Source organism: Streptomyces chartreusis NRRL 3882 (assembly GCF_900236475.1).
Lineage (GTDB): Bacteria > Actinomycetota > Actinomycetes > Streptomycetales > Streptomycetaceae > Streptomyces > Streptomyces chartreusis_D.
The window spans coordinates 1,921,664-1,943,261 of record NZ_LT963352.1 but is presented as its reverse complement, the minus strand read 5'-3'; the positions used below and the strand labels follow the sequence as shown (position 1 = coordinate 1,943,261).

Below are 21,598 nucleotides of genomic sequence, written 5' to 3'. Positions count from 1 at the left end.
GGAACCCACCTCTCCGGCCCGCCCGAGGGCCGTGGAAAGTTTCGACCAGCGCTGCTCACGGCGGTCCGGAGTCCGACCGGGCAGAAAGCGCTTCCTACTGTAGGTGGGGCGCAGGACGGCGGGAAGACAAGTGAATTCACCGGTTCTCGCCGGTCAAAACTTTCGAAACCCCGAACAACGTGATCAGTCGGGTGTGAAGGTCAGCCGGAACAGGTCAGGCGGAACCCCGTGAAGTCCGCCGTGAACGCCGCGTCGACGAGGTCCCGGGCGTGGATGCCCGCCATCGCACCGGTGAAGCGCAGCCGGGACCCGTGGTCGTCGGACAGCCGGCTGAAGTCCAGGGCCGGGCCGATCGAGGTGCGCGCCCCGTCCCGGACATGCCAGAAGCGTGCCTCGGCCCCCTCGACCGTCACTCCCAGCGTCACGGCCGCCGCCACCGGAACGTCCACGACGGCGACCTGCCGTGTGTCCCCCTCGTCACGCTCCACGAGGCTGAGCACCGTACGGCCCCCCGTCCCGGACGTGCCCCGCCACTGCTGTCCGCACTGCCGCTCGCCCTCGGGCTCCGCCCAGGTCAGGTCCAGGCTGAGATACGCCTCGGGGTTGTACCAGAGCACCAGCCCGGCGGCCTGGGTGAAGGTGACCGGCCGCGCCTCGACGGTGACCTCGGCCTCGGCGCGGTGCTCGGTGACGCGCTGGGCCAGCAGGCTGCTCGCCCAGCGGGACTCCGGCCCGTGCCGGCCGCGCAGCCGGATCCAGCCGGGCCGGGACGTCGTGTCGGCCCAGGACGGGTCCGGCGGCTCGCGCAGGGAGCTCCACGGCCAGGACAGACCCTCGGGCGGGGCAGCAGGGGGCAGCGGGTGCGGCCGCGTCGGCACGTCGACCTCCACCGCCGGATGCCAACCGCCCTGCCGCAGCCGGGGCCAGCCCTCCGCGTCCCAGGTCACCGCCTGGATCGCGGTCTCCCGGCCGAGCGGGCAGCGGCGGCCCTGCGGCGTGTGCAGCGGACGGGCCGTCAGATGGCCGAGCAGCCACTGCCCGTCCGGCGTCTCGACCAGCTCGCCGTGCCCGGCCTTCTGCAACGGCACGCCCGGGTCGTCCCGGGTGGTCAGCAAGGGCCGTTCGTCGAGTTCGTACGGCCCGGTCAGCTCCCGGCTGCGGGCCACCCGCACCCCGTGCTCCCAGCCCGTGCCGCCCTCCGCGAGCACCAGGTAGTACCAGCCCGCGTGCCGCAGCAGCTTCGGTCCCTCGATCAGCCGGTCGTGCTGGAGCAGCAGACGCGTCCTCCCGAGGGGCGCCAGGGTCTCCCGGTCCAGCTCCGTGACGACGATCCCGGCGAACCTCCGGCCGCCCGGCCGGTGGTCGTTCTGGAGGTTCAGCAGCCACAGCCTGCCGTCCTCGTGGAACAGGGCCGGATCGAAGCCGTGGCTCGCCACCCGGCGCGGCGCGCTCCATGCGCCGCTCACCTCGGTGGCCGTCGAGACGTACGTGTCCAGGTCGAAGTACGGCGTGCCGACCGAGCGCACGACGGTGTACGTCACCCAGAACCGTTCCCCGTCCCAGCTCAGCGACGGCGCCCAGATGCCCCCGGAGTCGGGCACCCCGGCCAACGAGCCGCCGGGGGCCGCGCCCCGGACGTGCCCCGCGTACTCCCAGTGGGCCAGGTCGCGGGAACGGTGGACCGGGATCGTCGGGAACCACTCGAAGGAGCTGGTCGCCACGTAGTACCAGTCGCCGACCCGGATCAGGGAGGGGTCGGGGGCGAAGCCGCGGAGGACGGGGTTGTGCAGGAGGGTCACGTGGGGGCTCCGGGAGGGACGGGCACCCGGGGGCCGCAGGGAGTCAGGGTCACCTGCGGCCCCCGGGAGTCAGGGAGAGGCGAGGGAGATCACTTGAGGGGGCCGAACATCTCGAGGACGCCGATCACTTGAGGGCGCCGAGCGTCACGCCCGTCCGCCAGTAGCGGCGCATCGCGACCATCATGATCGCCATCGGCACGATGGACAGCAGCGCGCCCGTCAGCACCAGGCCCGTGAGGTCGATGCCCGACTCCAGGCGGGTGCCGGTCCAGTTGTACAGGCCCAGGTTGAGCGTCCAGTTCTCCTTGCCGCGCAGCACGGTCAGCGGCAGGAAGAAGGCGTTCCAGGTGTTCACGAACGCCAGCAGGAACACCGTCGCGCCGCCCGTCGTCATCATCCGCAGCACGATGCTGAAGAAGATCCGCAGCTCGCCGGCGCCGTCGATCCGGGCCGCCTCCAGCAGCTCGTAGGGGATCGTCGCCTCGGTGTACACCTTGGCCAGGTACACGCTGAACGGGTTGATCAGACACGGGATCAGCATCGCCCACGGGGTGTCCACCATGCCGAGCGCCGAGAACAGCAGGTACAGCGGGAGCGTCAGCAGGGCGATCGGGATCAGGAACGAGCCCACGACACACGCGAAGATCGCGTTGCGGCCGGGGAAGTCGAACCGGGCCAGTCCGTAACCGGTGGCGAGCGCGATCAGCGTGCCGCCGAGCGAGCCGACCCCGGCGTACAGGAACGAGTTGGCCGTCCACCGCAGGAAGATGCCGTCCTGGTAGGTGAACACCTGTTGCAGGTTGTCCCACAGGTGCCAGCCGGAGAACCACAGGCCGTTGCTCTGGTACAGCGCCGTGCGGTCCTTGGTCGCGGCGACGATCAGCCACCACACCGGGAACAGGCTGTAGACGCTGGCCAGGATCAGCCCGACCAGCAGGAAGCGCTGACCGCCCCGCCCGCGGGAGGCCGCGTCCGGGCGGGTCAGGCGCCGGACGCTGCGGACGGGGGGCCGCTCGGTGGTGTGCTCGGTCAGCACCATCAGTCGGCCTCCTTCGAGGTGAGCCGGTAGAAGAGGAAGGAGGCCACGCCCAGGATCAGGGCGAGCAGCACGGACAGGGCCGCCGCGTAGTTGTAGTTGCCCGCGTTGAACGCCTGGTTGTAGATGATCATGATCGGGGTGAAGCTGTCGCTGACCGTCTGCGGGGTGATGTTCCGGAACAGCGCCGGCTCGTTGAAGATCTGGAGCATCTGGATGATCGACAGCAGACCGGTGAGTACCAGCGCCCCGCGCACGTACGGGATCTTGATGCTGCGCGCGATCCGCAGCTCGGAGGCGCCGTCGAGCCGGGCCGCCTCGAACAGCTCGCGGGGCACGCCCTGGAGCGCCGAGTAGATGATCACCATGTTGTAGCCGATGCCGTGCCAGGTCAGCAGGTTGCCGATGGACGGCCACACCATCGACGGCGCGAAGAAGTTCCAGTCGAACCCGAGGGCCTTGCCGATCGGGGTGAGCGGGCCGACGTCCGGGCTGTAGAGATTGACCCACACGATCGCCGCGACCACGCCAGGGATCATGTACGGCACCAGCAGCAGGATGCGGAACCGGCTCGCCACCCTGGAGGTGACCGCGTCCAGGAACAGCGCCAGCAGCAGGCTGGTCAGCAGCATGAACGGGATCTGCACACAGGCGAAGAGCACCACCCGCAGGATCGAGTTCATGAACGCCGAGTCCGTCAGGCCCTGCGTGTAGTTGTCGAGCCCGACGAACTCCGTCGTGGCGCCGCCGAGCCCGAGTCCGGACTGCTTCTCCGTGAACAGCGACTCGTAGACGGCGTAGCCGATCGGGAGGAGGTACAGGAAGACGAAGCCGAGCTGGAAGGGCACCGTGAACGCGGCACCCTTCCAGCGCATGGAGCGAATCATCGAATGCCTCAGCCCTTGACGCTGATACCGCGGGACTTCAGGTCCTTGACCGTCCACTGCTGCATGTGCGCGAGCAGGTCGGTGACCGTCTGCTCCTTGTTGACGACCTTGGCCCAGCCCGCCTGGAGCTCGGTGAACATCGCGGTCCAGTTGGGCCCGAAGGTCCAGTCGGTGGTGACGGTGCCCAGGCTGTCCGTCACGACCTTCTGCGCCGGCTCGTAGTTCCTGCCGAGCAGCTTCTGCGAGATCGACTCACCGACGTAGGCCTTGCTGTCGGCCAGCGCCGGCATCACGCCGTTGCCCGTCTCCGGGCTCGCCATCGTCTTGACGGCGTCCTGGTTCGTCGACATCCACAGCGCGGCATGCGCCGCCTGCTCCTGGTTCTTGCACTGCTTGGTCACCAGGGTCACGCCGCCGGTCAGGTTGGTACCCGCGGGCGTCTTGGGCGCCTCGCCCTTGTACGTCGGCCACGGGGCCAGGGCCCAGTCACCGAAGGACTTGGTGAAGTTCTGCACCATGCCGGCCATCTGCCAGGTGGAGATCTGCCGGGTCGCGGTGGCGCCGGTGTCGTAGCTGCGCTGCACGGCCGCGTAGTCGGCGAAGGACAGCTTGGCGTTCAGGTCGTTGTCGATGATCTCCTGGATCACCTTCGCGGCCTTGAGGGTGCCCTCGTCCTGGAAGTCCACCTTCCAGGCGTCGCCGTCGATCGAGTACCAGTGCGCACCGGCCTGCATGGCGAGCACCTCCAGGGTGCTCGGGTCCTCACCGGCGTAGTTGGTGATCTTGATGCCGTGCTTCTTCAGCTCCTTGCCCGCGGCGATGAAGTCGTCCCAGGTCGCCGGGGGCTTCAGGCCGTACTTCTGGAAGATGTCCGTGCGGTAGATCGTGAACTGGGGCGCCGAGCTGGTGGGCACGCCGTAGAGCTTGCCCTGCACCTGCGCGCTCGCCCAGGCGCCGGTGTTGAACTTGTCCTTCTCGCCCTCGACGTAACCCGTGATGTCGGCGAGCGCGCCCTGCGAGACCCAGCTGGTCACGTACTCGGCGGTGTTCTGCACCAGGCAGGGGGCGTTGCCGGCCTTCACCGCGTTGGTCAGCTGCTTCTGCATGGTCAGCTGGTCGGTGACCTTGGTGTACTTCAGCTGGATGTCCTTGTGCGACGCGTTGAACGCCTTGACGACCGCCTCCTGGCCGTTGGCCCAGCCCCAGAAGGGGAGGGTGACCGGGCCGGACTTCGACGCGGCGTCGTCGCCCGAGCCGGATCCGCCGCAGGCGGAGAGCAGACCTGTCAGCGCGATGCCCGCGACAGCGGCGGAGGCGAACCTTCTCCGGGGGCTGGTGAAGTTCATCTGACCGTGATCCTTCGGAATAGGCGTTCTCAGAACGAGAGGACGGCAGCGGCTCGGTTGTGCTGGCCAGGAACGGCGGCCGGAAACCGTCGGCTCGCGGTTGCGGGGGGTTCGGCCAAGCGGAAGCAGAAGCAGAAGCTGTAGTAAGCGGTTGCTGGGACGGTAGGCGGCTGGCTCGGCTCTTAGCAAGAGGCGCGCGGAAATTTGTTACGGCGGATCGTCCGCCCGGTCATCTCCGGACAGGCGGCGGACGCTCGCGCGTGGCCTCGCATACACGCAGGTCAAGGCGGTCTCGGACACGCCGGTCCAGGGCCTCGGCGGGTGCGCCGCCGAAACGTCGAACGGGCCGCAAAGTCCCTGGAAAACGGTTACGTAACGACCTCTGGTCGTTATCCGTGCTGCCCCCGGGGCTGCACCGAGTTGCGGACCACGACATGCGTACCCAGCACCAGATGATCGCCGTCGGCGCTCTTGCGGCGCCCCGCGCCGCCCTCGCGCCGGTCGGCCACCGCGCGCAGCGCGACGCGGCCCATCTCCTCGTACGGCACGTGCACGGTCGTCAGTTGGGGAGTGAGCTGGGACGCGAGCGGGATGTCGTCGTAGCCGACGATCGAGACGTCCTCGGGCACCCGCAGACCGGCCGCGCGCAGCGCCTGCATGGCGCCCGCCGCGACCACGTCCGTCCCCGCGAGCACGGCGGTGAAGTCCGGCGTGTCGTGCAGGGCCGCCTCGACGGCCTCGTAGCCGTGCTCGTAGTCGTACGGGCCGTGCCGGACCATGCCCGCGTCGAACGGCACGCCGTACGCCTCGAAGGCCCGTTGTGCTCCCCTCAACCGGCCCTGCGCCGTGGTCAGTTCGGCATGCCCCGGCAGGACCAGGACGCGCCGGTGACCGGCCGACAGCAGGTGGCTGGCCATGGCGTAGGCGCCGCCCTCGTTGTCGTAGTCGACGGTGGTCGCCGGGACGTCGCCCTCCAGCGGGGGCCGGCCCACCAGGACGAGGTGCGAGCCCGCCGCGTCCAGGGAGCGGGCGAAGCGGGCCATGCGCAGCTGGTACTCGTCGTAGTCGTACGCGCCGCCGAGCAGGATCACGGCCGCCACGCCCTGCTGGCGCATCAGGTTCACCAGGGCCAGCTCCCGCTCCGGGTCGTCGCCCGTCGTGCCGACCAGGGAGAGCCAGCCGCGCAGCGTGGCGGCGCCCTCGACGCCCTTCGCGACATGTGCGAAGGCGGCGCCGGTGATGTTGTTGATGAGGATCGCCACCGTCGGTGTGCCGCCGCCGGCGAGCGAACGAGCATGGGCGTTGGTGACGTAGTCCAGGTCGCGGACCACCTTCATCACCCTGCGGCGCAGCTCCTCCGACACCGGGTAGTTGCCGGACAGCACCCGTGAGACGCTGGCCACGGAGACGCCGGCCCGCTCCGCGACGTCGCGAATGGTCGCCCGTCCGGCGTCGCTCGTCGCCTTGCGCTGACTCACCCTTGCGGCTCCTTCACCGTCGTGGCTCGATCCGGCGCCGGGGCTGTGCCCCCACCCGTGCGGAAACCGTATCCCATCGTTACTCCAGGGCTGGAGGCCTTGTGGACGGCGGGGCTGGAGGACCCTGCCGACGTGCTTCGAGCTGTACGGGCTGCCGTGCAACCGGTCCGGGCTGGGGTGCCGTGCCGACGGCTGGATGCGCGCCGTGCCCCTCGCCGGGTGGGGTGCCGTGCCGCGGGCTGGGTGGGGTGCCGTGCCGTGGGCTGGGTGGGTGCCGTGCCGTGGGCTGGGTGGGCTGTCTGCCGGGGGGAGCAGGAGGTCGCCTTGCTGAGGGCCGGGCGCGCTGCAGTGACGCAGGGTGGACGGCCTGCTGGGCAACCCGTCCGGGGTGGGCTGCCTGGCCTTGGGTCCGGCCGGTCGCTGTGTCCTGGTTCGGGTTCGTCGCTGTGCCGCAGGCTGGACGCGCTGCGGGGCCCAGGTGCGGGTGGGTTGCCTGGCCTTGGGTCCGGCCGGTCGCTGTGTCCTGGTTCGGGTTCGTCGCTGTGCCGCAGGCTGGACGCGCTGCGGAGCCCAGGTGCGGGTGGGCTGCCCGGCCTCGGGGCCGGCCGGTCGCCTTGCTCTGGTCCCGGCTCGTCGCACTCTCGCCCGCTGGACGCGCTGCCGGACCCTGGGCCAGGCCGATCACCGTGACGCGGTCGGCCCCCGCCGCCCTGCCGCGCCGCAGTTCGCACGCGCCGTAAGCCGACCGCGCTGCCGTGCCCCAGGTCGGGCTCGCCGCCGTGGCGCAAACCAGGACGCGCTGCCGCGTCGGCGGTCCGCACGCCCAGCCTGCCGCGCCCCCGACAGTCCCAACGCCCTGGCCTTGACGTGCCCTCGGCGGTCCCGGCCCCCCGCCCTGACGCGCCCTCGGCGGTCCCGGCACCCCCGCCCTGACGCGTCCCCCGCGGTCCCGGCCCCCCGCCCTGACGCGTCCCCGGCGGTACCGACACCCCGCCCTGACGCCCCCCGGCAATCCCGACGCCCCGCCCCGCCGCGCAGGCGGCCCCCGCCGCCGCCCCACCCAGCCGTCACGCCACCCGCGCGAGATCCGCGTGCCGCACCTCGTGGGCCGGCGGCAGGCCGGCCACCAGGCGTTCCAGTTCCTCGACGACGATGCGGCCGAGCCGCTCCAGTTCGTTGCCCAGTGAGCCGGCGATGTGCGGGGTGAGGAACACGTTGGGCAGGTCGTACAGCGGGGAACCGGCCGGCAGCGGCTCCGGGTCCGTCACGTCGAGGACCGCGCTGAGCCGGCCGGAGACCAGCTCGTCGGCGAGCGCGTCATGGTCGACCAGCGCGCCGCGGGCCGTGTTGATGAGCACGCCGCCGTCGCGCACCAGGGCGAGCCGGTCGCGGTCGAGCATGTGGTGGGTCTCGGGGATGTCGGGGGCGTGCAGACTCACGATGTCGCTGTGTCTGAGCAGCTCCTCCAGCGACAGCGACTCGGCACCGAGGGCGGCTGCCTCGGCCGCACTCACGTACGGGTCGTGCAGCAGGACGGTGAGGTCGAACGGCCGCAGCAGCTCCAGCAGCCGGCGGCCCACCCGGGACGCGCCGATGACACCCACCCGGCGGCCGAGGTTGCCGGTCGCCGCGGTCTGCGCGGGACCCGGGTAGGTGTGCGTGCGGCGGAAGCGCTCGCGGTGGTCGAAGGCGTCCTTGCCCACGAGCAGGATCATCGCGAGCGTGTACTCCGCGACGGGCAGGGCGTTGCCCGTCACCGCGCTGGACACCTTCACGCCGCGCTCCCACAGGACGTCGCCTACCAGGGAGCGCACGGAGCCGGCCGCGTGCAGGACGGCGTCCAGCTTCGGGGCCGCCGCGAGGGCGCCGGCGTCCAGGTGCGGGCAGCCCCAGCCGGTGATCAGCACCTCGGCACAGGCCAGGGCGGCGGCCGCGGCCGGATCGGTGAAGTCCCGCACGACCAACCCGGGGTCGATGTCGGCCGTGCGCCTCAGCCGCTCCATCAGCGGCGGAGGAAAGAGCAGCGGGAGGTGTACCGGGTCCATCGCGAACACGGCCCGCGGCAGTTGAGGGCTGGGCATGACTCTCCTGGAGCAGAGGATAGAAACAGTTTCAGAAAGCGTCTTCTACCGTAGGACCGACGGGAAGCGTCGGTCAATCGACAGGGCCGGGGCGCCCGGTGCGTGTGTGAGGTCGAAGTCGCCGACCCTTCGGCGCAGCTCGGCATGGGCAGGTTCTGGAAATCGATTACCGATGTTTCAGCGAGCGGTGACGGAGCCGGACCGCACCGCTGTCGGCACGTGAGCACCCGGACAAGCGCGACGGCAACCGGTTCCCGAGTTGCTGCCAATGGGAGTTCTCGGACGTCCCTGGTCAGGGCGGTCCGGTCGTCCGTGGACGGCTCGATCACAACGCCCGAAAACAGGGCTCATCGGCACTCTGGCTGATGAAGCCGAGGTTACACAGTCTTTTCGAAAATTCGTCAAGGCTCTTGACGCGCCATCCCGACCGCAAGAAGCTCTGCCCCACGCACAACAACCGGTTGCCGAGCGGGCCGGACAAGCAAGGAGGTGGTGCGTTCATGCACCCACATGCTGGTGCTTCCCTGAGCCGCCGCCGTTTCCTCGCCCTGTCCGCGGCCGGCGCCGCGACCGGCGCGGTGGCGCTGAACGGCTGTGCGATGCAGGTCTCCGGCGGTGTCAGCGGCGGCGGCGAAACGGTCACGCTGATGGTCAAGCCCGACGACATCTCCCCGGAGCTGGTCAGACAGGCCCAGAAGGACATCGGCGTCAAGATCGTCACGGTGCGCTACGACATCACCAAGCTCATCGGCATGATGACCAACGGCGCCCCACCCGACCTGGTCCGCGGTGTCGGCGCCACCGACGCGCCCTACTTCGCGGCGCGGGACGTGATGGAGGACCTGGACCCCTACTTCGCCAGGAGCGGCGTCCTCAGGGTCGACGACCTGGACCCGGTCAACGACCTGTGGCGCTTCGACGGCCGTACCCAGGGCAAGGGCCCCCGCTACGGCATGGCGAAGGACTTCTCCCAGGACTCCATGTTCTGGTACAACACCGCCCTCTTCGACGAGGCGGGCGTCGACTACCCGCCCGAGACCGAGCCGGTCACCTTCGAGGAGTGGCTGGAGAACGCCAAACGGCTCACCCGGCGCAAGAGCGGCCAGACAACCGTCTTCGGCGGCAGCTACAACGGCGTGTCCACCCCCAACCTCCTGGCGAGCCTGACGGTGGCGGCGGGAGGGAGCCTGTTCAGCGACGACTTCTCCCGGGTCGACTTCACCACCCCCGAGGCCCGCAAGGCGCTGAACTGGTACATCGAGTACGGCCGGACCCGGGTCGGCCCCAGCATCATCCAGCCGGACCCCAACGCCTGGGACGGGCCCACGTTCCAGGCGAACCGCATGGCCATGTCCAACTCCGGCTACTGGCTCGGCGGCCTGATCAACGCGGACAAGAAGCTGGCGCCACTCGCCCGCCTCGCCCCGGCTCCCAAGTTCGAAGGCGGTCAGCGGATCAGCCCCTGCCAGGCCGGCACCGGACTGTGGATGCCGAAGAAGGCGAAGAACAAGGACGCCGCCTGGCGGGTCTTCGAGTGGTTCTTCGGCGAGGGACCCGCCAAGGCCCGCGCCTCCAGCGGGTGGGGCATCCCCACCCTGAAGTCCCTGCGCCCGCTGATGCCCGCCCAGGAGGACTACCAGAAGCGGGCGCTGAAGGTGCAGAACGCCGAGCTGAAGCACTTCTCGGTGATCGCCTACACCCCCTACGCCACGGCGGACTCGCTCTACGCCCTCTTCAACCAGGAGGCTCCGGCCGCGATGAACGGCCGGATGTCCGTCGACGCCCTGGCGGGCCGCCTGAACTCGGCCATGAACGAGCAGCTCAAGCGCGGTAAGGAGCAGGTGGGATGACGGTCGACCAGATATCGGTCACGGGGCGGACCGGCCCGGCCACGAGTGCCGGCCGCACCACGCCGGCCCGCCGGCCCCGGCTGTCCATGACCGCCCGCAGGCATCGCGCTTTCTACCTGTTCACCTCGCCCTGGATCCTCGGTTTCCTGCTGCTGACGATCGTGCCGATGGCGTACGCGCTGTGGCTGAGCTTCACCACGTACGACGGCATCTCGCCGCACTGGCGCTACGTCGGCGTCGGCAACTACTCCGAGCTGTTCTCCGACCCGCAGACCTGGAACTCCCTGGGGCGCACCGGCCTGTTCGCGATCACGTCGGTGCCCCTGTCGATCATTGCCGGGCTCGGGCTCGCCGTCCTGGTCAACCGGCCGATCAAGGCGCGCGGGCTGTTCCGCACCTTGCTCTACCTGCCGGCCGTGGTGCCGCCGGTCGGTGTAGGCCTCACCTTCAAGGCGCTCTTCGACCAGAACTCCGGTGCCGCCAACGGCGTCATCACCCTGTTCGGCTTCGACGCGCTGGGCTGGCTCGCCGACCCCTACGCCCGCTACGTGCTGCTGATGAGTGTGCTGTGGGCCGCCGGAAACATCATGATCATCTCGCTGGCGGGCCTCCAGGACGTGCCCCGGGAACTCCACGAGGCCGCCCGGATCGACGGGGCGAGTGCCTGGCGGACCTTCCGCAGCATCACCGTGCCGCTGCTGTCGCCGGTGCTGCTCTTCCAGACGGTCACCGGCGTGATCGCCTCCGTGCAGACCATCATGCCGCTGCTGCTGTCACCGGACGGCACCACGGCCGGCGTCACCGCCCTGCCGCAGTCCAACTACCTGTACATGATGCACGTCTTCTCGCAGTACTTCGCGCTCGGCCGCTACGGCTACGCCTCCGCACTGCTGTGGCTGCTCTTCGTTCTGATCCTCATCGTGACCGGACTCATCTTCAAGTTCACGTCCGGCGTGGTGTTCTACAACGTCGACCCGGAGGCGAAGAAGTGACCGCCACCAGCCTGCCCCCGAACTCCGCGCCCAGGGTGCGGGTGCGCGTCAACCGCCTCGTCCTCTACACGGTCCTCGTCGCCCTCACCGGGCTGTTCATCGGCCCCTTCGGCTGGCTCGTCCTCTCCGGCCTGAAGAACCCCGCGGAACTGGCCGCCTCCCCCGTGCACTGGCTGCCCACCCACGTCCAGTGGCACAACTTCGCCGACGCCTTCCATCTGATCGACTTCCTCGGCTACGCCCGCAACTCCCTGATCATCGCCCTGATCTACGCCACGCTCGTCACGCTCAGCTCGGCCTGGGTCGGCTTCGGCTTCGCCCGCCTGGACGCGCCCGGCAAGAAGACGCTGTTCGGCATCCTCATCGGTTCGATGATGCTGCCGCAGATGATCACCCTGCTGCCGACCTACCTGATCTTCGCCAAGCTCGGCATGGTCGACACGTACTGGCCGTGGGTGTTCTGGGGACTGGCGGCCGCCCCCTATCTGGTCTTCCTCTTCCGGCAGTTCTTCGCCGGGCTGCCCCGTGAGCTGGAGGAGGCCGCGATCGTCGACGGCTGCGGCTACGGCACGATCTTCTGGCGGATCTTCCTCCCGCAGTCCTGGCCGGTGCTGTCCGCGAGCTTCGTGATCGCCTTCACCTGGTCCTGGGGCGACTACATCGCCCCGCAGTTGCTGCTGTCCACCGACAAGTCGACGCTGGCCGTCGCCGTCATGACGACCTACGTGACGTCGGCCGGAACGCCCGTCACCAACCTCCAGGCCGCGGCCTCCGTGATGTACGTCGTGCCGATCCTGCTGGTCTTCCTCGTCGCCCAGCGCGGTTTCGTCGCGGGGATGTCCACCACCGGCCTCAAGTGACCTGCTGTATCTCTCACCTCTCTCATACTGAAGGACCTTCTCCATGAACGACGCCCTGAGCACCGGCCTGTCCCGGCGCACCGTTCTCCAGGCCGCGGGTGCCACCGTCGCCGCCTACTCACTGATCGGAGCGGCAACCGGCGCCGCACGAGCGGCGGACGGACCCGCATCGACGAACAAGCTGGTGGTCTACCCCATCCCGAGCGGGGTCCCCACCAACTCGAGCTACTCCGTCAAGGCCCGTACGCCGGGCGGGGAATGGCGGACGGTGCCCGTCTACCGCGCCAGAGCGAAGCAGATCGACGCGAACACCGGCAGCGGCCCGGTCTTCAACTCCTCCGTCGCCACGTTCGACTTCAAGGGCACCGTCGAGGTCGCCGTCACCTCCTCCAAGGGCACCATCGGCACCGCGCGGATCCGCCCGCTGTCCTACGACATCCCGTTCACGGTGGACGGCGCCACGGTGACCTTCACCCTCACCGAGCCGCGCAACCTCTCCATCGAGATCGACGGCGACCTCTTCAACAACCTGCAACTGCACGCCAACCCGATCGAGTCGAACGCGCCCGGCCCCGACGACCCCGACGTCATCTACTTCGGCCCCGGCCTGCACAAGACCACCGACAACGTGGTGAAGGTGCCCAGCGGCAAGACGCTCTACCTGGCCGGCGGCGCGGTGCTGACCTCCCGGGTGGAGTTCCACGAGGTGGAGAACGCCCGGATCATCGGCCGCGGCGTGCTGTACAACACGGCGAACGGCATCCTGGTCGAGTACTCGAAGAACATCGAGATCGACGGCATCATGGTGCTCAACCCGAGCAGCGGCTACTCGGTCACCGTCGGCCAGTCGAAGCAGGTCACCGTCCGCAACCTGCACTCCTACAGCCACGGCCAGTGGGGTGACGGCATCGACGTCTTCTCCAGCGAGGACGTCCTCATCGACGGCGTCTGGATGCGCAACTCCGACGACTGCATCGCGATCTACGCCCACCGCTGGGAGTACTACGGCGACTGCCGCAACATCACCGTCCGCAACTCCACCCTCTGGGCGGACGTGGCGCACCCGATCAACGTCGGCACGCACGGCAACACCGACAAGCCGGAGACCATCGAGAACCTCGTCTTCAGCAACATCGACGTCCTGGACCACCGCGAACCGCAGATGGACTACCAAGGCTGCATCGCGCTCAACCCCGGCGACAGCAACCTGCTGCGCAACGTCCGCGCCCAGGACATCCGGGTGGAGGACTTCCGCTGGGGCCAGCTGATCAACATGCGGGTCATGTTCAACAAGTCGTACAACACCTCCGTCGGGCGGGGCATCGACGGCGTGTACATCCGGAACATGACCTACACCGGGACGCACGCCAACCCGTCCGTCATGGTCGGCTACGACGCGGACCACGCCATCAAGAACGTGACGTTCCAGAACCTCGTCATCAACGGCAAGTTCATCGGCAACGGGATGAAGAAGCCGGGCTGGTACAAGTTCACCGACATGATGCCGGCGTACGCCAACGAGCACGTGATCAACCCCCGGTTCCTGAACTCCACCGAGGCCACGTCCACCGACAAGCCCGCGATCACCAGCGCCGACAAGGCCACGGCCACCAAGAACCAGGTCTTCAACTACCTGATCACGGCCGGCGAGCTGCCGACGTCGTTCAACGCCGACGGGCTGCCGAAGGGCCTGGACATCGACACCGCCACCGGTCTGATCTCCGGTACCGCCGAGGACAACGTCGGCACCTTCACGGTCACCGTCTCGGCCACCAACAGCGTGGGCACCGCGACGCAGACCCTCACGCTCAGCGTCCAGCACGCGTGACGCGGCCCTTTTCAGAACCATGGAGTCACCCGTGCATCCTTTCAGCCGACGGTCCTTCCTCGGTGCGGCAGGGCTCGTGGTCGCGGCCGGCGGCGGACTGCTGTCCGCCGCCGGCGCAGCGGCGTGGGCCCAGGACGACAAGACCCGGCTCCGCGCCTTCACGCACCCCGGACTGCTGCACAGCGCCGACGACCTGGCCCGGATGAAGGCCGCGGTCGCCGCGAAGGAATCCCCGGTCTACGACGGCTACCTCGCCCTCGCCGCCCACGCGCGCTCGAAGGCGACGTATGCCGTCCAGAACACCGGCCAGATCACCTCCTGGGGCCGCGGCCCCACCAACTTCCAGAACCAGGCCGTCGCCGACTCGGCGGCCGCCTACCAGACCGCGCTGATGTGGTGCGTCACGGGGGAGAGGGCGTACGCCGACAAGTCCCGCGACATCCTCAACGCCTGGTCGGCGTCCCTGACGGCCGTCACCGGGGCCGACGGCCCGCTCGGCGCCGGGCTCCAGGCCTTCAAGTTCGTCAACGCCGCCGAACTGCTGCGGCACAGCGGCTACGACGGCTGGGCCAAGGAGGACGTCGCGCGCTGCGAGGAGTCCTTCCTGCACGTGTGGTACCCGGCCGTCTCCGGCTACATGCTCTACGCCAACGGCAACTGGGACCTGACGTCCATTCAGTCCGTCCTGGCCATCGGAGTGTTCTGCGAGGAGCCCACCCTCTTCGAGGACGCACTGCGCTTCGCCGCCACCGGCGCGGGCAACGGCAGCGTCCCGCACCGCATCGTCACCGAGGCGGGACAGGGCCAGGAGTCCGGCCGCGACCAGGGCCACGAACAGCTCGCCGTCGGCCTGCTCGCGGACGCCGCGCAGGTCGCCTGGAACCAGGGCGTCGACCTGTACGCCTTCGACGACAACCGGCTGCTGAAGAACGTCGAGTACGCCGCCCGCTACAACCTCGGCGGGGACGTACCGTTCGTCCCCGACCTGGACCGCACCGGCAAGTACATCAAGACGTCCGTCTCCGCCGTCGGGCGCGGAAACCTGCCCCCGATCTACGAGATGGCCTACGCGCACTACGCGGGCGTCCGGGGCCTCGACACCCCCTACACCAAGGCGGCCGTCTTCCGCGGCACGGGCGGCGCCCGGGTCGTCGAGGGCAGCAACGACGACCTGCCGAGCTGGGGCACCCTCACCTTCGCCGGCACGAAGCCCCCCGCCGCAGCCGAGCCCACGGCTCCGGCCGGTGTCACGGCGGTGGGCGGCGACAAGTCCGTCACCGTGGCCTGGCTGCCGTCGGCGTGGGCCGAGTCGTACACGGTCCTGCGGGCCACCGGCGCCGACGGTCCGTACGAGACGATCGCGACGGGCCTCGACAAGCCGGAGTACACCGACCGTGACGCCCGCCCGGGCAGGCCCTCCTACTACACGGTCACGGCCACCAACTCCCAGGGCACCAGTACCCGTTCCGCCTGGGCGGCGGCGGTCCCCGGGCTGCCCGACCCCTGGGCGACGCGGGACGTCGGGGACGTGAGGATCCCCGGCTCGGCCGTGTTCGACGGCGAGCGGTTCGTGCTGGAGGCGTCCGGCACCGCCGACACCCACCGCCTGGCGTACCTGCCGCTGCGCGGCGACGGCACGATCACCGCGCGGATCGTGTATCCGCTCAGCTCCCAGTACTCCAGGATCGGCGTGACCGTACGGGCCGGCCTGGACGCGGACGCCGCCCACGCCGCCATGCTGATCCAGGGCCTGCCCCTGCACACCTGGAGCGGCGTGTGGTCCGTACGGCCGAAGGCGGGAGCCGCCGTCAAGGGCACCGGCAGCACACCCGTGCCGCCCTCCCAGCAGCAGTCGATCACGACGAGCGCCGCCTTCCCGATCTCCTCCCTCGGCGCCCTGCCCGAGTCGGCGACCCCGCTGACGGCCCCGTACGTCGAGGGCGCGGGCGACGGCTACCGGCTGCGCATGCCGTACTGGGTCCGTGTGACCCGCCGCGGCGACCGCTGCACCGGCGCCATCTCCCCGGACGGCATCCGCTGGACCGAAGTCGGCTCCAGCGATGTCGAGTTGGGAAACACCGCCTACGTCGGTCTCAGCCTCACCTCCTGCCTCGGCGTCGACGAGGACTACGCCGAGACCGGCACCGGCGCCTTCGACAACGTCAGCGTCGTCTCCCGGACCGCCGGCGAGGTCTGGTCCGTGCCCCGCCCCGCCCTGCCCGCCGGCGACCTGCGGGCCACCGCGGGCGCCGACGCGGTCGAGCTGGCCTGGACCGACCCGGACCTCTCGGCCCGCTACAGGGTGCTGCGCGCCACCGCGGCCGACGGCCCCTACGAGACGATCGCCACCGGCATCGGCGCGGTCGGCTTCGGCACCCGCCTCCGGTACGCCGACGCCACCGGCACCCCCGGCACGACGTACCACTACGCCGTCGCCAAGACCAACTGCGCCGGACGCGGCCCCCTGTCGGAGTCCGCCACGTCGACGATGCCGACGCCTTCCAAGCCGCGACTCACCTCCGCCACCACCACCTTCGCCAACAAGGGCGTGCCCTTCAAGCACCTCCTGCGCGCCTCCCACGAACCGATACGGTTCGCCGCGGACGGGCTGCCCGACGGCCTGCGCGTCGACAAGCGCACCGGCCTGATCTCCGGAACGCCCACCCGGACGGGCGAGTTCAAGGTCACCATCACCGCGGGCAACGCCGCCGGAGACGCCGCCGGCACCCTCACCCTCACGGTCGGCACCCCGCCGCCCGCGCCCTGGACCTACGGCGACCTCGGCGACGTCGTCCTCGACGACCGCGCCTACGGCACCCTCGGCGTGGTCGCCGTCCGGACCCCCGGCAGCACCGCCCACGAGGACGGGACCTTCGTGGTGCGGGGCGCCGGAACCGACCTCACCGTCAACAACCAGGGCATGACCGGCCAGTTCGTACGACGGCCCGTCACCGGTGACTGCCAGGTCACCACCCGTCTGGTCTCCCGCGCCGGTGCCACCGGCGACCGGGTCGGCCTGCTCATGGCCAAGTCCCTGTCGCCGTTCGACCAGGCGGCCGGGACGATCGTCACCGGCGGCACGAGCGCCCAGCTGATGCTGCGCCCGACCGTCGCCGGCAAGTCCACGTTCACGGGCAACGCGGCGGTCACCGCCCCCTGCCTGCTGCGGCTGAAGCGCACCGGGACGCACTTCACCGCATCCGTCTCGTCCGACGACGGCGCCACCTGGACCCCCCTCGCCGAAGGAGACATCCCCGGCTTCGGTGACGCCCCCTACTACGTGGGCCTCGTGGTCTGCTCCCGCGACCCCCTGGCCCGCAGCACCACCGAGTTCGACGAGGTGAGCATCACCTCCATGTAATCCCGCCACGGATGGGAGACCCCCACATGAGCCGCACGTCCCCCCACGCGCACCACGAGGGCGGCCGGGTGAGCCGCCGCGGTCTGCTCAAGACCGCCGGCGGCCTCACCGCGGCCCTCGCCCTCGGCGCCACCGCCACCGCCACCACGGCGGACGCGGCCCCGGCGACCTTCACCCACCCCGGCATGCTGCACAACGCCGGCGACATCAACCGCGCCAAGGTCAGGGTCGCCGCGGGCGACGACCCGTGGGCCTCCGGCTGGCGCAGGCTGACCGCCAACTCCCACTCGGTGTCCACCTGGACGCCCCGCCCCACCGCCACGATCATCCGCGGCGGCACCGGCGAGAACTACCCCCAGCTCTACAACGACATCCACGCCGCCTACCAGAACGCGCTGCGCTGGCACGTGGGAGGCACCGCCGCGAACGCCGACTGCGCGGTGCGCATCCTCAACGCCTGGTCGGCCACGCTCACCAGCATCACCGGAAACGCCGACCGGTACCTGGCCGCCGGCCTCTACGGCTGGCAGTTCGCGAACGTCGCCGAGCTCATGCGCGGCTACGCCGGGTTCGACCTGGGCCGGTTCAAGACGATGATGCTCAACGTCTTCTACCCGCTGAACGACCGGTTCCTCCGCGAGCACAACGACGCCTGCATCACCAACTACTGGGCCAACTGGGACCTGTGCAACATGGCCTCGATCATGGCCATCGGGATCCTGTGCGACGACGGCGCCAAGTACGACCAGGCCGTCACCTACTTCAAGAGCGGCGGCGGCAACGGCCAGATCCAGCGGGCGGTGCCGTTCCTGTACTCGGGCGTCGAGGGCTACGACCTCGGCCAGTGGCAGGAGTCCGGCCGCGACCAGGGCCACACCGTCATGGGCATGGGGCAGATGGGCGCCCTCTGCGAGATGGCGTGGAACCAGGGCGACGACCTCTACTCCTACGACGGCCGCCGCTTCATGAAGGCCGCCCAGTACGTCGCCAAGTACAACCTGAACATGAACGTGCCCTACACGACCTACACGTGGGGCAGCGGCCAGAACTGCTCCCAGCAGTCACAGACCGTGATCGGCTCCGGGTCCCGCGGCCAGGTCCGCCCGGTGTGGGCGATGCTCCACTACCACTACGGGCGGCGCCTGCTCCTCGACGACAAGTACATCGCCCAGATGTGCTTCTCCGTCGCCCCCGAGGGCGGAGGAGGCGACTACGGCACCACCAGCGGCGGCTTCGACCAGCTCGGCTTCGGCACCCTGATGTACGCCAAATAGCGTGTCCGCTGCCCAAGAGTCCGCCAAATAGCGGTCAAGCCGGCTCGTGCACCGGAATACCGATGGGCGATGTGGTGCTCTGGTGTTCCCGGTGCACGAGCGCGGCGAAGGGCTGGTGGGCGTATGACGGCAGGCCGGACGGATCCCGTGGTCAGGAGCCCGTACGGGGCCGTACGCGGCCGGTACGAGCGGGGAGTCGCGGTCTTCCGCGGCATCCCGTACGCCGCGCCCCCCTTCGGTCCCCGCCGCTTCCGCCCGCCCGTGCCCCTCCCGCCCTGGGACGGCGTACACGACGCCGGTGCCTTCGGCCCCACCCCGCCGAAGCCCCCGTACTCCGAGGCCTTCGCGCACTACCTGTCCGACCCGGTCGTGCCGGGCGACGACTGCCTCAACCTCAACATCTGGACCCCGGAGCCGGACCCCGGGGCCCGGCTCCCCGTCCTTCTCTGGCTGCACGGCGGCGCCCTCACCAGGGGTTCGTCCGCCGTCCCCGTCTACGACGGCCATGCCTTCGCCCGCGACGGCGTGGTGTGCGTCTCGGTCAACTACCGACTGGGAGTCGAAGGCTACGGACTGTTCCCGGACACGCCCCCGAACCCCGGCCTGCGCGACCAGATCGCCGCCCTGACCTGGGTGCACGAGGCCATCGAGGCCTTCGGTGGCGACCCGGGCCGCATCACTCTCTTCGGTCAGTCCGCCGGGGCGATCAGCATCGGCGCCCTCATCGCCGCCCCGCAGACGCAGGGGCTGGTGCGGCGGGCGGTCCTCCAGAGCGGGCCGCCGGAGGCGTCCGAGCGGGCCAAGGTACGGCGGATGGTGCGCCGCATGGCCTCCCGGCTGAAGATCCCCGCCACCGCCGAGGCCTTCGCCGCCGTCGACCGCGACCTCCTGCTGCACACCCAGGCCGAGGTGGGCAGGCTCAGCAGCCCGGTGGTCGGCGGCCCCGCCTTCGGCATCGTCATCGACGGCGACACCGTCCCGCGCGACCCCCTGGAGGCCCTCACCGAGGGCGGCGCCGCCCCGGGCGTCGAACTGCTGCTGGGCTGGACCCGCGACGAGTACCGGCTGTGGCTGGTGCCGGGCGGCCTGCTGGACCGCGTCGACCGCCTCGGAGCAGTCGCCCTCGCGGGGGCCATGGCCCGCTGCCACTGCGGCAGCGAGGTCCCGCGCGGCTACCGCGCCCTGCACCCCGAGGCGGGCCCGGCGGAGATCGTGGGCCAGCTGGTCACCGACCACCTCCTCCGCATGCCCCTGCACCGCCTGGCCGACGCCCGTAGGGAACCGTCGTACGTCTACGAGTTCGCCTGGCCCTCGAACCTCCCCGACCTCGGCTCCTGCCACGCGCTGGAGCTCGGCTTCGTCTTCGACACCGGGGAGGTCCCGGAGGCCCGCAAACTGGCCGGAGAGGGCGCCCCGCAGGAACTGGCCGACGAGATGCACGCCGCCTGGGTGCGCTTCGCCACGGACGGCGACCCGGGCTGGGAGCGCTGGGACGAGGCGCACCCGGTGCGGATCTTCGGAGACCGCGCACCGGACGCCGAGAACGGCCTGGCCTACACGGCGTACGGCCCCCGGGACCGCGAACTCGCCCTCTGGGCGACCGACGCGACCGACGCCGCCGTCCCGCCCGAGGAATCCACACCGGCATCGGCCCCTGCCGACGGTTCGCCCAGCCGCAGTGCGGAACTGCGCTCAGCCGTACGGCGACTGCGCCGCACCGGCGCGCTCCGCCGGCACTGACGGCGGCGGACCCACCGAGTCCCGCACCACCACGTGGGTGCCCAGCAGCAGGTGTTCGTCCGGGGCGCCCGGTGTGTGTTCGAGGGCTGTGCGGACGGCGAGGCGGCCGAGTTCCTCGTAGGGGACGTGGACCGTCGTGAGGGCCGGGTGCAGGTCGCGGGCGAAGGAGATGTCGTCGTAGCCCGCGAGGGAGACGTCGCCGGGGACGGTCAGGCCCGCCTCGTGCAGGGCGGTGAGGGCGCCCGCCGCGACCATGTCGGTGGCGGCCACGACGGCCGTGAAGTCGAGGCCGTCCTTGAGGGCCTGCTGCATGAGGCGGTGGCCCGCGTCGCGGGTGAAGTCGCCGTGCAGGAGGAGGGACGGGTCGGGGGTCAGGCCCCGGGCCCGGTGGGCCGCGAGATAACCGCGTTCGCGGCCCAGCGCCGTGGTGTGGTCCGCCCGGCCGCCGAGGAACAGCACCCTGCGGTGGCCCTGGGCGAGGACGTGGGCGACCAGGGTGTAGGCCCCGCCCTCGTTGTCGTACTCGATGACCGTCACCGGGGCACCGGGGTCCAGCGGTGGTCGGCCGCAGAGGACCAGGCGGGAACCGGCCGAGGCGAGGGAGTCGGCCATGCGGTGGGTGCGTTCGCGGTACTCGGGCGTGTCGGCGGTGCCGCCGACCAGGATCACGGCGGCGGCGCGCTGGGCGCGCATCATCTCGACGAACTCCAGCTCGTGCCGGACGTCGCCCTCCGTGCTGCACACCAGGCAGAGGTGGCCGAGACGGGTCGCCTCGCGTTCCACGCCGTGCGCCATGTGCGCGAACGACGGGCCGGTGATGTCCTCCAGTACGAACGCCAGCGTGGGCGTGGCGACGCCCGCGATCGCCTTCGCCCGCGCGTCCGCGACGTAGTCCAGCTCACGGACCGCCCGCATGACGCGTCCGCGCGTCGCCGCGCTCACCGGGTACACACCGCCGAGCACTCGTGACACCGTCGACGCCGAGACCCCCGCGCGGGCCGCCACGTCCCGGATGGTGCTGCGGCTCGCGTCCCCGCTCTTCCTCGTCATGACTGCCTCGTCTCTC

Annotated in this window: 14 protein-coding genes; 7 read left to right on the top strand and 7 right to left on the bottom strand. The window is 70.5% G+C overall.

The genetic code is table 11. The features are described 5' to 3' along the window. Positions 1-200: 200 nt before the first annotated feature. The 6 genes from SCNRRL3882_RS08650 to SCNRRL3882_RS08625 all read right to left on the bottom strand — a co-directional run bounded on the left by SCNRRL3882_RS08650 (position 201) and on the right by SCNRRL3882_RS08625 (position 8,627). The gene (locus SCNRRL3882_RS08650) at positions 201-1,799 is read right to left on the bottom strand and encodes a glycoside hydrolase family 43 protein (protein WP_010042547.1); all 1,599 of its coding nucleotides are present in this window, start codon (positions 1,797-1,799) and stop codon (positions 201-203) included. A gap of 124 nt (positions 1,800-1,923) precedes the next feature. Continuing rightward, on the bottom strand, positions 1,924-2,838 hold the full coding sequence (locus SCNRRL3882_RS08645; RefSeq protein WP_010042541.1) for a carbohydrate ABC transporter permease: 915 nt from the start codon (positions 2,836-2,838) through the stop codon (positions 1,924-1,926). Further along, positions 2,838-3,722 (bottom strand): carbohydrate ABC transporter permease, encoded by an 885-nt coding sequence (locus tag SCNRRL3882_RS08640; RefSeq protein ID WP_029181363.1) that lies wholly within the window; start codon positions 3,720-3,722, stop codon positions 2,838-2,840. The genes SCNRRL3882_RS08645 and SCNRRL3882_RS08640 overlap by 1 nt, the downstream gene beginning before the upstream one ends. An 8-nt stretch (positions 3,723-3,730) precedes the next feature. Further along, complete coding sequence (locus tag SCNRRL3882_RS08635; protein WP_010042535.1) at positions 3,731-5,068, bottom strand: ABC transporter substrate-binding protein; 1,338 nt, start codon at positions 5,066-5,068, stop codon at positions 3,731-3,733. A 389-nt stretch (positions 5,069-5,457) separates the two neighbouring features. Next, positions 5,458-6,546 carry a LacI family DNA-binding transcriptional regulator gene (locus tag SCNRRL3882_RS08630; RefSeq protein ID WP_010042533.1) on the bottom strand — a complete coding sequence of 363 codons (1,089 nt, stop codon included), beginning with the start codon at positions 6,544-6,546 and terminating at the stop codon, positions 5,458-5,460. Positions 6,547-7,613: 1,067 nt separating this feature from the next. Beyond that, a complete protein-coding gene (locus tag SCNRRL3882_RS08625; protein WP_010042531.1) occupies positions 7,614-8,627 on the bottom strand; it encodes a hydroxyacid dehydrogenase in 1,014 nt (337 codons plus the stop codon). A gap of 500 nt (positions 8,628-9,127) precedes the next feature. Between SCNRRL3882_RS08625 and SCNRRL3882_RS08620 the strand changes: the two genes are divergently transcribed. The 7 genes from SCNRRL3882_RS08620 to SCNRRL3882_RS08590 all read left to right on the top strand — a co-directional run bounded on the left by SCNRRL3882_RS08620 (position 9,128) and on the right by SCNRRL3882_RS08590 (position 20,532). Next, entirely contained in the window at positions 9,128-10,477 is a 1,350-nt protein-coding gene (locus tag SCNRRL3882_RS08620) for an extracellular solute-binding protein (protein ID WP_010042528.1), read from the top strand. Continuing rightward, entirely contained in the window at positions 10,474-11,469 is a 996-nt protein-coding gene (locus SCNRRL3882_RS08615) for a carbohydrate ABC transporter permease (RefSeq protein WP_010042527.1), read from the top strand. The genes SCNRRL3882_RS08620 and SCNRRL3882_RS08615 overlap by 4 nt, the downstream gene beginning before the upstream one ends. Next, entirely contained in the window at positions 11,466-12,329 is an 864-nt protein-coding gene (locus SCNRRL3882_RS08610; protein WP_010042526.1) for a carbohydrate ABC transporter permease, read from the top strand. The genes SCNRRL3882_RS08615 and SCNRRL3882_RS08610 overlap by 4 nt, the downstream gene beginning before the upstream one ends. A 43-nt stretch (positions 12,330-12,372) precedes the next feature. After that, positions 12,373-14,157, top strand: coding sequence for an Ig domain-containing protein (locus SCNRRL3882_RS08605; RefSeq protein ID WP_010042525.1), 1,785 nt, complete (start codon positions 12,373-12,375; stop codon positions 14,155-14,157). Positions 14,158-14,188: 31 nt separating this feature from the next. Continuing rightward, entirely contained in the window at positions 14,189-17,518 is a 3,330-nt protein-coding gene (locus SCNRRL3882_RS08600) for an alginate lyase family protein (RefSeq protein ID WP_029181362.1), read from the top strand. Between the two features lie 26 nt (positions 17,519-17,544). Continuing rightward, positions 17,545-18,792, top strand: coding sequence for an alginate lyase family protein (locus SCNRRL3882_RS08595; protein ID WP_010042512.1), 1,248 nt, complete (start codon positions 17,545-17,547; stop codon positions 18,790-18,792). A 123-nt stretch (positions 18,793-18,915) separates the two neighbouring features. Continuing rightward, the gene (locus SCNRRL3882_RS08590) at positions 18,916-20,532 is read left to right on the top strand and encodes a carboxylesterase/lipase family protein (RefSeq protein WP_010042510.1); all 1,617 of its coding nucleotides are present in this window, start codon (positions 18,916-18,918) and stop codon (positions 20,530-20,532) included. Here SCNRRL3882_RS08590 and SCNRRL3882_RS08585 read toward each other — a convergent pair. Further along, on the bottom strand, positions 20,485-21,582 hold the full coding sequence (locus SCNRRL3882_RS08585; RefSeq protein WP_010042509.1) for a LacI family DNA-binding transcriptional regulator: 1,098 nt from the start codon (positions 21,580-21,582) through the stop codon (positions 20,485-20,487). The genes SCNRRL3882_RS08590 and SCNRRL3882_RS08585 overlap by 48 nt on opposite strands. Positions 21,583-21,598: the final 16 nt, after the last annotated feature.

Bases quoted from the DNA above. Each gene is read 5' to 3' on its own strand.
- SCNRRL3882_RS08645 (WP_010042541.1), bottom strand. From the start codon at position 2,838: ATGGTGCTGACCGAGCACACCACCGAGCGGCCCCCCGTCCGCAGCGTC.
- SCNRRL3882_RS08640 (WP_029181363.1), bottom strand. From the start codon at position 3,722: ATGATTCGCTCCATGCGCTGGAAGGGTGCCGCGTTCACGGTGCCCTTC.
- SCNRRL3882_RS08635 (WP_010042535.1), bottom strand. From the start codon at position 5,068: ATGAACTTCACCAGCCCCCGGAGAAGGTTCGCCTCCGCCGCTGTCGCG.
- SCNRRL3882_RS08625 (WP_010042531.1), bottom strand. From the start codon at position 8,627: ATGCCCAGCCCTCAACTGCCGCGGGCCGTGTTCGCGATGGACCCGGTA.
- SCNRRL3882_RS08620 (WP_010042528.1), top strand. From the start codon at position 9,128: ATGCACCCACATGCTGGTGCTTCCCTGAGCCGCCGCCGTTTCCTCGCC.
- SCNRRL3882_RS08615 (WP_010042527.1), top strand. From the start codon at position 10,474: ATGACGGTCGACCAGATATCGGTCACGGGGCGGACCGGCCCGGCCACG.
- SCNRRL3882_RS08605 (WP_010042525.1), top strand. From the start codon at position 12,373: ATGAACGACGCCCTGAGCACCGGCCTGTCCCGGCGCACCGTTCTCCAG.
- SCNRRL3882_RS08595 (WP_010042512.1), top strand. From the start codon at position 17,545: ATGAGCCGCACGTCCCCCCACGCGCACCACGAGGGCGGCCGGGTGAGC.
- SCNRRL3882_RS08590 (WP_010042510.1), top strand. From the start codon at position 18,916: ATGACGGCAGGCCGGACGGATCCCGTGGTCAGGAGCCCGTACGGGGCC.
- SCNRRL3882_RS08585 (WP_010042509.1), bottom strand. From the start codon at position 21,582: ATGACGAGGAAGAGCGGGGACGCGAGCCGCAGCACCATCCGGGACGTG.